The following is a 14,516-nucleotide window of genomic DNA, read 5'->3' on the forward strand; positions in this document are numbered from 1 at the left end:
GCAAGGAGGAGACTGGAATGCTGGAATTCATTCAAATTCATGATCAAGATAACGTGGCTGTCGCTTTGCGTGATTACAAGCAGGGAGAGATGCTGGCATGGGGAGCACAACAAGAACAATGCGTGGAGCTGACCGAGGATGTAGCACGTGGACATAAAATTGCGTTGCAGGACATCCCTGAAGGTGGAAATGTCCTGAAATACGGATATCCCATCGGTCATGCCATTCAGCCCATTCAGGCAGGTCAGCATGTGCATACGCATAACACGAAGACGAATCTGACGGGTGTGGAGGAATACACTTACAATCCTAAGCCAGCGCCTCATATCTATGAACAGGAGAATCGAACGTTTCAAGGGTTTCGACGAAAGGACGGTCGTGTAGGGATTCGCAATGAGTTATGGATCGTGCCGACAGTTGGCTGTGTGAACGGAATTGCCGAACTCATTTTAAATCGCTTCAAGCAGGAAGTGGGAGATATCTCCCCTTTTGAAAACGCACTTGTGCTCAAGCATAACTATGGATGCTCTCAATTGGGCGACGACCATGCACATACGCGCACGATTTTAATTGATGCGGTGAAACACGCAAACGCGGGTGGCGTATTGGTACTTGGTTTGGGCTGTGAGAACAATGAAATGAAAGAATTCAAAGAAGCCATCGGCGAATACGACGCGGAGCGGGTGAAGTTTTTGCTTTCCCAAGAGGTGTCGGATGAAGTGGAGGAAGGGGTAAAGCTGCTCCATGAAATTTTTGCGGCTGTGCAAGAAGATCGTCGCGAGCCTGTACCTTTGTCTGAGCTGAACATTGGCTTGAAATGCGGCGGATCTGACGGCCTCTCAGGTATTACTGCCAATCCACTACTTGGACGTCTGTCGGATTATATGGCAGCGCAAGGTGGAACGACCGTACTAACGGAAGTGCCCGAAATGTTTGGCGCGGAGACGATTTTAATGGAGCGCGCTGCCGATGAGCAAGTATTTGATAAGATCGTACATTTGATTAACGATTTCAAACAATACTTTCTGGATTATAAGCAGCCAGTATACGAAAATCCATCACCAGGCAATAAAGCAGGCGGCATCACAACACTAGAGGATAAATCACTGGGCTGTACGCAAAAATCCGGGTCCTCCACGGTGACTGATGTCATACAGTACGGGGAGCGTCTCAAGACCAAGGGACTTAATCTGCTCAGCGCGCCAGGGAACGATCTGGTTGCTTCTTCGGCTCTTGCTGCAGCGGGCTGTCAGCTTGTCATATTCACAACCGGACGCGGCACGCCTTTTGGCTCCTTCGTTCCGACGATGAAGGTGTCAACCAACTCGCCGTTATATAAGGGCAAACCTCACTGGATCGATTATAACGCCGGTTCATTGGTGGAGGATGTTAGTATGGAAGATGCGCTACGCAACTTTGTCGATTACATTATCGATGTAGCCAGCGGAACCTGGGTGAACAATGAGAAAAACAATTTCAGAGAGCTTGCTATTTTCAAAAATGGTGTTACATTGTAAAGGATTGCAACAAAAAGGAGGCGGAAGAATCCGCCTCCTTTTTTGTGTTTGAATGCTTTTAAATGCACATGTTAGACTTACCACAAACCATGCTATATGGATATTCGCACAAGGGGGAAATACAGTGCTACATGAAATTATTGCTTACCGAGAAGAAAACCATGATCAACTCGTAGATATTTGGCATCGGGCAGTACGCCAAACGCACACATTTTTGTCTCAAGAGGACATTCAATTTTACCATCACATCGTAAGTAACGGCGCTATTAGAGAACTTGAAGTTTGGCTGGAATGTACTGAACTTCAGGAGCCGACGGGTTTTATCGGACTGGACGGGCAGAAAATAGAGATGCTGTTTGTCGACCCTGAACGGCACGGACAGGGCACAGGCAGCCGACTCATCCAGCATGCTGAAAAAATAAAAGGGACGCACCTCAAAGTGGATGTGAACGAGCAAAACGAGAAGGCGCATGCTTTCTATAAACATTATGGCTTTAAAGAAACAGGACGATCTGCGCTGGATGGATCAGGCCGGGCATTTCCGTTGCTTCATATGGAACTGAACAAATGAACGCTCTATAGGCATCTACATTTTGAAAATTGGAATAATTTATAATTTTCCTTGTCATATTGTTGATTTTATGATATAACTTAATTACGTAATAAGTACGTAATTAAGTTATTTTTAGAAGGAATATAGATCATGTTTTTGTTTGATGAGTACAAAAGTCGGACAAGGAGGTGGGGAGGGTGGATGATCTTATTCACTCTGACATCACAGATCTAGACACACTTGTTAACATGATTAAGCTGTCCTTTTCTATTATGGATGGTGCCAATATGATCGCTTTATGCGACCAGCTGTATTCCCTTGTCAACCAGAAGTATCAGGAATTGCAGCTTTACAAAGCGTGCCAGAAGCCTGTACAACCCATACATACCAAACGGCCGTTAGTTTACTACTACGGCTACAGTCATCTTATGAGAGGCATGGCCTTCCAAAAACAGGGCAAGTATGAAGCCGCTCGAGACTGCATTGAAAAATATGCAGAGTTGGGCTGGTTTAACGGTCTTGATCCATATGGAGAAGCAGAAGTGGACTATTATCGCCATGCTGCGAGAGCCAATTTATATGCTCTTGATATTTTGTCAGGTCGTTCTGACGTGTTGCAGGAATACGTTCAATTTCTTCGTGACAATCCAGAAGAACTGTTACCAGGGCTTCTTTCCATTGTGGAGGGAGCGGCCAGACATGATTATCCTTTAGAGCGTGTGCTTCAATCATTTGCCGAACAAATCGAAGATTTTAAATATTTTGAAGAGCCTGTGAATGTATCGTATTATTTTCGCTTCTGCTATCAGCTGGCTCTTTATCATATAAAGCTGCGACAGTTTACGGTTGCGCTGGACTATATTCTGCAATCTCTCAAGCTGTCCGATACTCTGGGGATGGAACATGAGCATGAGTTTAGAAAATGTACTGCCATATTTGAGATTTTCAGATCCCAAGCTACAGCAACACAGCAAGACCAATATATAACTATTTTAAAAGGAGTGTTAAAGGATGAAAAAATTGATTTCACGTCCGCTGTCGCTCAGTCTGTTTAGTTTGCTGGTGTTTGTTACGAGTCATGACCTCATCACTGTGTTTTATCATGGAGCTAATCATTAATAAGGGAAGTTAGTAGGAAATTCGTTTGTTTAATTAACCCAATAGCAAGTAAGCTCATTCAGTTCCAGGGCTTGCTTGCTATTGGGCGTTTTTATGAGGGATTATTAAGCAGTTGTAGGCTTGTGCAACAAACCTTGTTCTAATGGATGCAAGGAAATCCTTGTCTGTTGGTAAACGGGGAATGTTTCTTCCGTACTGTATGATCCAATTTTTAACGCTGCGTCCAGTGCTCGCAGCAAGGAACCCACGAATTGTTCTGGAGAAAAGTAAATGCTTTTCCCGACCATATGAATGTGAAGCTCGTTATGGTCACGGTTGCTTACAGACAGCAGTAAACCTTGCCCCTGAAAACCTGTACTAATGGCGCGTACTTTATTTATACCTGAAAGTAGTATTTCCGTTTTTAACGCACGTCCTTGTTCCTCTACAAATACAGATATCAGCCGTTTGTCTGTAACGATAACAATTTGATTGCCCTGAAACGTATGGCTAAGGTGTAGGAAATCTTTATAGACTCCAATAGTCTGTTCATGCGGCGAAACAATCCCCATCCGTACAAACTCATCCAATTCCGTGACATCGGGTTTCTGATGATTTTTGATTCGTTTTTTAATACTAAACTGAATGGTCAGGATACCCAAAATAGCTATAAGAAATGCACTAAGACGGACGTGATATATAAAGAACATTAGGACGATAAAGCCACCGAGTAACCATTGTCCCCAAGTCAAATAACGCAGCTTTTGTTGTACCGTACGGCGATAATAACCGTATCCCTTTCCTGGTTGATACTCTTTACTATATTTCGTCATGCCACGCATCATGGTTAATCCATAGATCGATAAGACGGTCATGCCGAGCCCCAAGAGCGTCATAAGCCATTCCTGAGCTGCAACCCCAACTAAAGTACACAGGCCAAACATGATGAGCCCTGCCCAGCAGGCAACCTTTTTTATCCGCACCTGTTTCTGAATCGAACGAACCAATTCTTCCATTCTTAATCCTCCTAATCTAGGCACATAGGTAATGATTGGAATTTCATATAGTCTTATCGTACCATCTGATAGTCTTTTTCGTAAATTTAATAGATATAGAAAATCCAAAGACAGGAAGAAATATTTTGCGTATTCACTTATCCCCACCTGAACTTTAGACACCAAAATCAAAAAATCCGGTACTACTCATTAGAAGCAGAAGTCCCTAAAATAATAAATGTAAGTGTTTACATTATAGAGAAGGGAGGTTTTCTATATGAGTACAGGATGGAAAAATCCTCAGCCACAGCCGCCGATTCGATCAGGGAGATGGACGTCACTAGCCCGCAGATGGAGGGGGCAAACACATTTGCAGACCATGGCGCTGCTTGGTGTGGTATGGATGATTATTTTCCATTACATTCCGATGTATGGCATTTTGATTGCTTTCAAACATTTTGACATTATTGGTACCCTATCAAGTGCACCTTGGGCGGGATTAGAACATTTTCGTGCCTTTTTAGAGGATGATAACTTCTGGTATATTGTCAAAAATACGCTGGGTATTAGCCTGCTCAAGCTAGCGATTGGCTTTCCGTTACCCATTGTATTTGCTCTATTTCTGAATGAGATCCGATCTACGCGGTTCAAAAAATCCATTCAGACCATTTCGTACCTTCCTCACTTTCTATCATGGGTCATTCTTGGCGGAATTTTAACCACATGGCTGGCAGATACCGGGATGATCAATCAGCTGTTACTAGCTTGGGGCTGGATCGACCAGCCGATTAGTTATTTAGCGGAGCCGGGCTATTTTTGGACTATCGTTGTCAGTTCGGATATCTGGAAGGAGCTTGGATGGTCAGCCATTATCTATTTGGCAGCCATGGCGGGCGTATCTACGGACATGTACGAAGCGGCCACCATTGATGGTGCAGGACGGTTTCAAAAAATGTGGTATGTCACACTTCCCGCCATCAAGGGCACAATATCCATTTTGTTTATTTTAGCAGTCAGCGGCATTTTGAACTCCAATTTTGATCAAATTCTCGTTCTGCGTAACTCGCTGAATGAAAGTGCAAGTAATGTAGTTGACATTTATGTGTATCAGATGGGGATTCAGCAGGGGCGCTTCTCGTATTCTACAGCGGTAGGATTGCTAAAATCGGTTCTTGCTCTCATTTTGCTGCTGATAGCTAATTCGGTGACCAAACGGATGAATAACACCTCTCTATTTTGAAGGAGGACGGATGCATGCAACTATTGCGACGCAGAACAGCAGGCGAAGCGATATTCGATTTCTTCAACAACGTCTTTATGCTGGTTATTTGTTTTGTAACGTTATATCCCGTGTGGTATGTGCTAGTGAACTCTTTTAACGAAGGGGCAGACGCTATGAGAGGCGGCATTTACTGGTGGCCGAGACTCTTTAGTCTGGACAGCTATCAGGCTGTTTTTTCCAATAGCGGCATTATGACTGCGATGGGGGTAACGGTTGCCAAGACGCTAATCGGCACGCTTGTACATGTGTTTTTTACCGCCATGATTGCATATGCATATTCCCGTAGAGAGCTGATCGGGCGCAAGCTGTATATGCTGATTGGTACCATTACCCTGTTTTTTGGTGGGGGGTTGATTCCGACGTACTTGCTGATTCGTGATCTCGGGCTGCTGGACAGCTTTTGGGTGTATATTATTCCTGCGATGTTCAGCTTTTTTGACCTTATTATTTTTATGGCTTTTTTTCGGGAACTGCCAGATGCATTGGAGGAGGCAGCGAAAATAGACGGGGCGGACGATTTCAGCATCTTTTGCCGGATTATACTTCCTGTATCTATGCCGGTAGTAGCGACCATTTCGTTGTTTCATGGGGTGTACCAGTGGAACGATTATTTTACAGGAATGATCTATATCAATAATACCGATCTTCAGCCGATCCAGACGTATTTATACCGGGTTGTTGCCCAATCCAGCTCCAATCAAATGATGTCGGCCGCACCCGGAATTGTCGCCCAGTCCGTTACTTCGCAGTCCATCAAGCTGGCGACGATGGTGATAACGACACTGCCGATTGTACTTGTATACCCATTTCTGCAAAAATATTTTGTCAAAGGACTAATGATCGGTTCAGTCAAGGGATAACACATCATTCAAGGGGGAGATTTATGATGAACATTCGCAAATGGCAGAAGGGGCTGTTGGCTATCGTGCTGCTGATAGGACTGCTCGCGGGATGTACGTCCGGTGGCAGTGGTGCTGTCGTGGAGTTGAAGGACGAGAAGACCAAAGCTTCGGCAGATTCACCAGGCTGGAAGGCGGATACAGAGCCGATTACATTTGACTGGTATTTAAATTTTTCCTGGTTCCCGAATAAGTGGGGAACGGATATGACTTCGAAGTATGTGACGCAAAAGACTGGAGTCAGTGTTAATTTTATCGTACCCGCAGGAAATGAAAATGAAAAGCTGAATACTATGCTTGCCTCTGGCAAACTGCCTGATTTTGTCACGCTCAGTTGGGGGGAAGATGCTATCAAAAAAATGATCGAGGGCAAGATGGTTCTCCCGCTTAACAAGCTGGCCGAGAAATACGATCCTTATCTGATTAAAGTGGCTGACCCGGCCAAAATGTCTTGGTATCGCCAAACGGACGGGAATGTATATGGGTACCCTAACGCGTCCTCTTCACCGCAGGATTATCAAAAATACGGCCAAAATTTTGTCTCCAATCAGACGTTTATGGTACGTAAGGATATGTACGAGGCGATTGGCAAGCCGGATATGAGAACACCGGAAGGATTTTTGAAAGCGCTTCAAAAAGCAAAAGAGAAATATCCGGAGATAAACGGTCAGCCGCTGATCCCGATAGGTTTTCATGAATTTACGGATAACGGAAATTATTCTTTTGAAGACTATTTGCTCAATTTTCTAGCCGTTCCACATGAGAAGGACGGAAAGCTGTATGACCGTCGATCAGATGAAGAATACATTCGCTGGCTCAAAACATTCCGTCAAGCCAATGAGCAGGGCTTAATCGCCAAGGACGTATTTATCGACAAACGTCCGCAAATGGAAGAAAAGGTGGCACAAGGACGATATTTTGCCATGCTATATCAGCGCTCCGACTTTGCTACACAGCAAGTGATGTTACATGCGAAGGACCCAAACTCCGTCTATATTGCGGTGGATGGACCTTCCAATAGTAAGCTGGACCCGCCGAAGCTGGCCGGACCGGGCATTTCCGGTTGGACGGTGACGCTTATTTCCAAGGATGTCAAAGACAAAGAGCGGGCTATTGAATTTCTGACTTATCTGATTAGTGAGGAAGGAAATCGCGATCTGTATCTAGGGGAGCAGGGAAAGCTGTGGGACACAGCTAACGGTAAACCAGCTTTCAAGCCGGAAGTGCTGGAGCTTCTGAACAAGGATCGTTCTGCTTTTGACAAAAAGTATGGCGCCTCCTTCACTTTCTGGATGCTGATGGATACGAATATGAATTTGCAGTGGGCGCCGCCCAGCGTCGAGCCGTATAAGCAGCCGGAGGATTGGACGAAAGGCAAGACCCACAGCTTTTCCCAATATGAAAATATCAAGCCGACCGGAACCTCTACAGAAGGCATTGCGTCAGGCCAGATAGACAAAATTTGGGGTAAGGCCTTGCCGAAGCTGCTGCTGGCTTCCTCGGATGAGGAATTTGACCAGCTGTTTGCCCGTTTTTTGGAAGACCGCAGAAAAGCAGGCTATGACAAAGTGCTGGCTTATCAGCAAAAAGCCTATGAGGAAAACCTCAAGAAAATGGAACAATTTACGAAATGATCTTATTCAATAATTTATTTATTAAATGCTAAGGAAGTGATTTCATGTCAGGCCGTATACGTTCACAGATGAAGAGCCTGCTGCGCCTCCGTATATGGCAGTGGCTGACGGATACGGCCGATCGGCTTGGCGGCGGTTGCTCCCTTCAAGTTAAGCTCATTGTCGCTTATATCGGAGTCATTTTAATCCCGGTTGTATTGTTCTCGCTATATACTTTTCATCAATTGTACGAGAACACCATGCACGACATTACCGTACAAAATCAGTATGTACTGGATACAGAGCTGGCCCAAATTCACGACAATATGGAAATTATGGAGCGGGCCGCACAGCTTGCGATTTCCGATCGCAACGTACTTCATTATCTAACCGAGGAACGTGAAATAAGTAGTGATGAGCTGGTTCAATTCAATTTAAATGTGTTTCCCAATTTACAGCACCTGCTTTACAGCAATCCCAACGTAGAGAATATCCGGCTCTATACAAGTAACCCCCAGGCACATGAAATATGGCCCATGATTTTCAATGAATCACGCCTGCCTAAGAATTCCTGGCTGACAACAGCTCAACATCAGCAAGGAAAAGTATGGTGGGATATATACAAGGGACCGAAGAGCTTATTACTGGGGCAAGCAGGGCGGGAAAGCGAAGCGGTACAATATATGGCATTGCTGCGCGAGATTCAGGCTAGTGGAGGAAGACACGCAGGCTTGGTAGAAACAAACATGAGGCTGGAGCTCTTTTCACCTAGAGTATTTGGTACACCACAACGTGATTATGCATGGAAAATGTTCATTCTGAACGGCGGGGATTCCATCTCAGACGGTGGAGTATCAGTGTCTTCTACTAATATTGCTACAGTTTCCTCTCAACCTGAACCCATTCCGATCCCTCTGTCCCATGTGCACCATCTGTTACAGTCCCGTGTTCAGGGACAGGGTGGTGCTTTTGACTTTACCTATGGGAATAAGCCTTATCTTGGTTTGTACCGTTATATAGAAGGGCTGGATGCGTATCTGCTAAATGTGGTAGCGCTGGACGGTCCACTGGGTGACCTCCGTCATAAACGCAATGCCATGCTGCTCATTATTTGTATGCTGATATTGCTAATGTCCGTCATTTCTTATACCTTGCACGCCCTTATTCTCAAGCAGCTGCATACACTGCGTGAATCTATGAAAAAAGTACAGCAGGAGGGTGATTTTCAGCTTGAAATTCCGATATATGGGCGGGGGGAAGTCGCAGAGCTGGCACTATATTTTCGCAGTTTGCTAGGTCGGATTAACGTGCTCATAGCTGAGGCTGTACACAAGCAGGCCGCTGCTCAGGAGGCTGAGCTACAAGGGCTCAAGCATCAGATTGATTCGCATTTTCTTTATAATACTCTGGAAAATCTAAAAATGATGGCGGAGATAGAACGCCAGTATCCACTGTCAGATGCACTTACTTCCCTGGGGTCGATGATGCGTTATAATCTCCAATGGTCCCGGCCATGTGTTGCATTACGGGATGAAATTCGTCATATACAGCATTATGTTGCCATTATGAACATTCGCCATGACAACCAAATTGGACTGGATATTCGGCTATCGTCAGCGTTTATGGAACAAGAAATGTTGAAAATGTCGCTACAGCCTATAGTAGAAAATGCGATAAAGCACGGTTGGAGTGCATTGCAAGGTCCATTCTGCATCAGCATTGAAGCTTGCTCCAAGCAGGATATCGTTGAGCTGCGTATACAGGATAATGGAGTAGGGATATCTGAGAAAAGAAAAAATGTCATCACGGCTGGTCTGATGCAGACGGATATGGATTCCTACGAGCCCGGAATGAATGGAGGGATCGGTTTGTATAATGTGCATCGCCGTTTGAGTATGCAATATGGCGAAGGTTATGGCATAAAACTGGACAGTATTCCCGGCCAATCCACGACAGTCACTCTGATTTTGCCTAGACGTCACATCACGAAGGGGGGCGAACAATGACGACTAAGCTGTTGATTGCAGATGACGAGAAGAACATCCGAATGGGGCTTCAAGCCATGATCGATCGGGAATATTCTGGTCTTTATGAATGTGTGCTGGTCAAGGACGGAAGGGAAGCCTGGCAGCATATAAAGGAGTTTTCACCCGAGTTGGTAATAACGGATATCCGTATGCCTGTTATGGATGGAATTATGCTGATGCAGCATATTCGCAAGCTGGAGCCAACAGACAGACCTTTGGTAATCATTCTCAGTGGATATGACGAATTCCAGTATGCGCGCGAAGCGATTCGCTGCGGAGCACGGGAGTATTTGCTGAAACCGATCGTGAGAGAGGAACTGTTCGGTGCGTTGGCGGTTTTAAATGAGGAATTGCGGCAGAGGAACTCTCTATTCAATGATCATGTTGTTAGCGGGGAGCTAGAGAGACTGCCCGGGAGAACGGACCCTGCTAATGCGGTTGCCGATAGAAGCGGCAGCATGACGCGGGCTATCCAGTACATCCATGATCATTTCAGCGAGGATTTGAACATGGCGGTAGTATCTAATGTAGTATCCTTGAACTATACGTATTTTAGTCAGGCGTTCAAAGCCTATACAGGTCTTAGCTTTGTTCAATATCTTAAAAGGCTGCGCATTGCAGAAGCCAAAAGGCTGCTGGAGTGTCAGGAGGGCAGGATTTATGAAATTGCGGCTGCGGTGGGTTTTGACAATGCCAAGCATTTTAATAAGGTATTCCGTGAGCTGGAAGGGATGACTCCGCAGCAGTTTCGATTGAAGAATATAAGGGGTAATTGAAAGCAAGGATGGAGAAAACTTCACTGCCTTTTTATCCTTATCCTGATATAATGAATGAAGATAAACATAACCATGGCCTTCGATCAGAAAGTTCGTACACATATCAGTTAGACGCCTAACGGAAGGAGATAGCATATGGTTATTTATGAAACGGATCAAGCTTATATCATGACGACGCAGCATGACCATGCCCATATTTCAGGTGAGTTGGCTTCACAGTGGGAAGACAGTGCTTTTAAAAATCGACGTCATAAACAGGATTTTATATATGCAGCGAGGGAGCATGACCGGGGGTGGATTAGACTCGACGCTGCTCCTTTTTGGAATGATTATGTGTCTGCACCGTATACGTTTATCGATTTTCCGCTCAGTCCACGATTCGTTTTCTATCGTCTCGGGATTGATGAAGTCGAGCAAGAAAATGCGTACGCGGCGTTGCTGTGCAGCTTGATGTACAAGGAACTCGTCGGACGGACCGAGCATGAAAAAGCTCAGGACAAGCAGATTGTGCATGCTTATCAGGAAGCAGAGGAACAGCGTCGTCAGAAGCTCAAACAGGGGCTGACATGCGGTGTAACCTTCGAGCATCAAGTGCGGACGGATGTACGGAGAATGTTGTTTTGCGACGAATTAAGTCTATTTTTATGCAGTCGAGAGCCGGGTACCCCAACAGCAGATTATGAATGGTTTGCTGAAGGTTTGAGCTTCCCGGCTGTTCGGCATGAAAGCGGGCGGGTTCGAGCTGAATGGTTATCGGATCAGACCGTAGGTCTCTCCTATTTTCCATTCAAGGGCAAGGTAGAGATTACTCATACCTTTAAGAAGGTGAACAAAGAGGACATCCGCACCTCGGGTCTTCTAGAAGCGTATCGTGCCTCCGAATGCACGCATCGAACCTTTACCATTGAACATATCATGGAAGTAGGAGAACAGAAGGAGAATGCATGACCGCATCTACTGACACTGCCTCGAACCGATATGTTGCGGGTTGTGCATGGATGCAAAGTGGCGTTAGAGCAAAGCCTCCCTGAACTATTATTCAGAGAGGCTCGCTTGTTTGTTGCTTTAAAATTGTTCGTTTACGATTTTGCAGATGTTTTTGCACGGTTGACCATAGTTTGTACCTTGTCCAATAGCTTATCGCGTGCGTCTTTATTTTTCATCAGATACGTAACGCCCATTCCCAATGCTGCTACTACCCATTTTTTATTCTTCATCAATAACGCCTCCTTATGATCATGTTGTCATACCCTAATGCCTAAAAAGCATCCAAAATGTGAAATGATGAACGGGATTTTACGATTTAGTGATTCCTTGCACTCGTTCCGCATAACTATGATTTACCCTTTCCAACACATCTTACCCGTTTCCTTGGTAATGAAACGATTACGACTGCCTTTTCACGTTTAATGGATATTATCAAATATCCTGCCACAATTGCTTCAGACGCACATGACAGGGAGGTCTTTGTTATGAGAAAGAAGGAAGTGGTTGCCATGCTGCTCGCCGGCGGACAAGGCAAAAGACTCAAAGGACTGACCCGTACATTAGCCAAACCGGCAGTATTTTTTGGAGGAACCTACCGTATTATTGATTTCCCTCTCAGCAATTGTTCTCATTCGGGAATAGACACTGTTGGCGTATTGACCCAATATGAACCGTTGGTGCTTCACTCCTATATCGGCGTAGGCAGCGACTGGGATTTGGATCGTCTGGATGGAGGAGTTTTCGTTTTACCACCTCATGAGAAAGAAAATGGGAACAACTGGTATCGGGGCACGGCGGATGCGATTTATCGGAACCTGCATTTCCTGGATCAGTATGATCCAGAGCATGTGCTCATTCTGTCAGGGGATCACATTTATAAAATGGACTACAGTCTGATGCTCGACTATCACAAGGAAAAGGGAGCCGACTGCACCATTTCTGTCATCAACGTCACGATTCAGGAGGCCCAACGATTTGGGATATTGAATGCCGACGAGGACTTGAGGATATATGACTTTGAGGAGAAGCCTGAACAGCCGAAAAGCACATTGGCCTCTATGGGTATTTATTTATTCAAATGGGATGTATTGCGTCACTACTTACTGGAAAGCGCAGGCGATTCTGAATCTTCACATGATTTTGGCAAGGATATCATTCCGCTACTTCTTCAGCATGGCCGGTCGCTCTATGCGTATCCGTTTGCCGGGTACTGGAAGGATGTGGGCACCATTCAGAGCCTGTGGGAGTCTAATATGGATTTGCTGGTTCAGGACCCGCCGCTAGATCTGAATGACCCTTTCTGGCGCATCTATACCCGCAGTCCCAATCAACCTGCCCAGTACATCACCCAACGGGCGATCCTGAAAAACAGCATCGTCAATGAAGGCTGCATGGTGGATGGAGAGGTAAGGCACTCTGTACTGTTTTATGGGGTTGAAGTCGGTGAAGGGAGTGTCATTACCGATTCTGTCATCATGCCGAATGTAAAAATCGGACGCAATGTACGTATTCACCGGGCGATCGTGAATGAGAACATGGTTATTGAAGACAACGCAGTCATTGGGCCTGAAGATCATCTGGATGAGATTATTTTGTTCGATCAGGAAAGCCAGCTTCATGCACGAATATAACTCGGATAAGGACGGTGTCCGCTATGAGCCGACTCATTGGAGTGATCAACCTGGATCACGAATTGGATCAATTGAAGGAGTTGACTTATTTCCGGTGCGGGGCCGCAGTGCCCTTTGCTAGTCGATATCGGCTCATTGATTTTACCTTATCCAATATGATGCATGCAGGGGTGCATGATATTGCACTGTTTATTCGCCGCAAATACCGTTCGCTGCTGGATCATTTGGGTGAAGGTCGGCCATGGGATCTAGACCGCAGAAGAGGTGGGTTATTCATTTTACCACCAGACTGGAACGATCCGACGGATGCATCACGTGGGGATTTGCAGCATGTGCACAACAATCTGGACTTTTTCCATCGCTCATCGGGGCAAACCATTGTTCATGCAGGGACTCAGCATGTGAACAAAGTTGATATAGAGGATGTATATCGATATCATCTGGAAAAGAATGCAGATGTCACCCTCGTCTATAAACCCATCCACCAGCTCGAAACGGAGCATGCACCTTGTGTGCGGCTGGAGATTGATGAGAGCGGACGAGTGACCGGTATTCATCAGGAGCAGGACCACCATAATATTTATCTAGAAATGTTTGTGATGGACAAAAGCTTGTACCTGGATCAGGTGAAGCATTGCATTGCCCATCAGGATAATCATTTCTTTCGTGATGCAATTCAGAGAAATCCAAGTGGACTGCGCATCTATGCGTATCGCTATGAAGGCTATCATGCGGTCATTAATTCCATCGAGAGCTACTATAAAAATAGCATGAAGCTGCTGGATCAGGAGCAATATCAAGCCCTGTTTCAGAATCAGCCGGTGCATACCAAAATCAAGTATGAAGCCCCGACTCGCTATACGTACAGCGCCGAGGTGGATCATTCCCTTGTTGCCAATGGCTGCACGATTGGGGGGAAGGTCGAGAACAGCATTCTTTTTCGTGGCGTTCGGGTTGAGGAAGGCGCGCGGGTAAGCAACTCAATTATTATGCAGAAATGTGTCATCCGCAAAGGCGCAGTTGTACAGAATGTGGTTTTAGATAAGGACGTGCAGCTTTCAGCAGATCGAACTCTGATTGGAGACATTAGAGTTCCCTATGTGATTGCCAAGAATAGCGTGATTTAAAAGATCATACT

At 45.4% G+C, this 14,516-nt stretch carries 13 protein-coding genes; 11 read left to right on the forward strand and 2 right to left on the reverse strand.

What is annotated here, in order from left to right:
• Positions 1-17: 17 nt before the first annotated feature.
• The 3 genes from ABEW32_RS22360 to ABEW32_RS22370 all read left to right on the forward strand — a co-directional run bounded on the left by ABEW32_RS22360 (position 18) and on the right by ABEW32_RS22370 (position 3,125).
• On the forward strand, positions 18-1,517 hold the full coding sequence (locus ABEW32_RS22360) for a UxaA family hydrolase (RefSeq protein ID WP_430191864.1): 1,500 nt from the start codon (positions 18-20) through the stop codon (positions 1,515-1,517).
• 124 nt (positions 1,518-1,641) lie between these two features.
• Positions 1,642-2,088, forward strand: coding sequence for an acetyltransferase (locus tag ABEW32_RS22365; RefSeq protein ID WP_430191866.1), 447 nt, complete (start codon positions 1,642-1,644; stop codon positions 2,086-2,088).
• Between the two features lie 179 nt (positions 2,089-2,267).
• Positions 2,268-3,125 (forward strand): DNA-binding protein, encoded by an 858-nt coding sequence (locus tag ABEW32_RS22370; RefSeq protein WP_430191868.1) that lies wholly within the window; start codon positions 2,268-2,270, stop codon positions 3,123-3,125.
• 168 nt (positions 3,126-3,293) lie between these two features.
• On the opposite strand, the gene ABEW32_RS22375 is transcribed toward ABEW32_RS22370, so the two are convergent.
• Positions 3,294-4,184: a hypothetical protein gene (locus ABEW32_RS22375; protein ID WP_430191870.1), complete on the reverse strand. Its 891-nt coding sequence runs from the start codon at positions 4,182-4,184 to the stop codon at positions 3,294-3,296.
• A gap of 256 nt (positions 4,185-4,440) precedes the next feature.
• Between ABEW32_RS22375 and ABEW32_RS22380 the strand changes: the two genes are divergently transcribed.
• From ABEW32_RS22380 to ABEW32_RS22405, 6 genes are all read left to right on the forward strand, one after another.
• Positions 4,441-5,403 (forward strand): ABC transporter permease, encoded by a 963-nt coding sequence (locus ABEW32_RS22380; RefSeq protein ID WP_430191872.1) that lies wholly within the window; start codon positions 4,441-4,443, stop codon positions 5,401-5,403.
• Between the two features lie 14 nt (positions 5,404-5,417).
• Positions 5,418-6,305, forward strand: coding sequence for a carbohydrate ABC transporter permease (locus tag ABEW32_RS22385; protein ID WP_430191874.1), 888 nt, complete (start codon positions 5,418-5,420; stop codon positions 6,303-6,305).
• Between the two features lie 26 nt (positions 6,306-6,331).
• Positions 6,332-7,978 (forward strand): extracellular solute-binding protein, encoded by a 1,647-nt coding sequence (locus ABEW32_RS22390; RefSeq protein ID WP_430192031.1) that lies wholly within the window; start codon positions 6,332-6,334, stop codon positions 7,976-7,978.
• Between the two features lie 44 nt (positions 7,979-8,022).
• Complete coding sequence (locus tag ABEW32_RS22395) at positions 8,023-9,963, forward strand: sensor histidine kinase (protein WP_430191876.1); 1,941 nt, start codon at positions 8,023-8,025, stop codon at positions 9,961-9,963.
• Positions 9,960-10,760, forward strand: a complete 801-nt coding sequence (locus ABEW32_RS22400; protein WP_430191878.1) for a response regulator transcription factor — start codon at positions 9,960-9,962, stop codon at positions 10,758-10,760. Before ABEW32_RS22395 ends, ABEW32_RS22400 begins: the two co-directional genes overlap by 4 nt.
• A gap of 135 nt (positions 10,761-10,895) precedes the next feature.
• A complete protein-coding gene (locus ABEW32_RS22405) occupies positions 10,896-11,708 on the forward strand; it encodes a DUF3891 family protein (protein ID WP_430191880.1) in 813 nt (270 codons plus the stop codon).
• A 131-nt stretch (positions 11,709-11,839) separates the two neighbouring features.
• On the opposite strand, the gene ABEW32_RS22410 is transcribed toward ABEW32_RS22405, so the two are convergent.
• A complete protein-coding gene (locus ABEW32_RS22410; protein ID WP_430191882.1) occupies positions 11,840-11,977 on the reverse strand; it encodes a hypothetical protein in 138 nt (45 codons plus the stop codon).
• Between the two features lie 255 nt (positions 11,978-12,232).
• Between ABEW32_RS22410 and ABEW32_RS22415 the strand changes: the two genes are divergently transcribed.
• Together ABEW32_RS22415 and glgD are read left to right on the forward strand one after the other, a co-directional pair.
• Positions 12,233-13,378, forward strand: a complete 1,146-nt coding sequence (locus ABEW32_RS22415) for a glucose-1-phosphate adenylyltransferase (protein ID WP_430191884.1) — start codon at positions 12,233-12,235, stop codon at positions 13,376-13,378.
• 23 nt (positions 13,379-13,401) lie between these two features.
• Positions 13,402-14,505 (forward strand): glucose-1-phosphate adenylyltransferase subunit GlgD, encoded by a 1,104-nt coding sequence (gene glgD, locus ABEW32_RS22420; protein ID WP_430191886.1) that lies wholly within the window; start codon positions 13,402-13,404, stop codon positions 14,503-14,505.
• Positions 14,506-14,516: the final 11 nt, after the last annotated feature.

The sequence above is a fragment of the Paenibacillus jamilae genome, from assembly GCF_050482105.1.
Classification (GTDB): domain Bacteria; phylum Bacillota; class Bacilli; order Paenibacillales; family Paenibacillaceae; genus Paenibacillus; species Paenibacillus jamilae_B.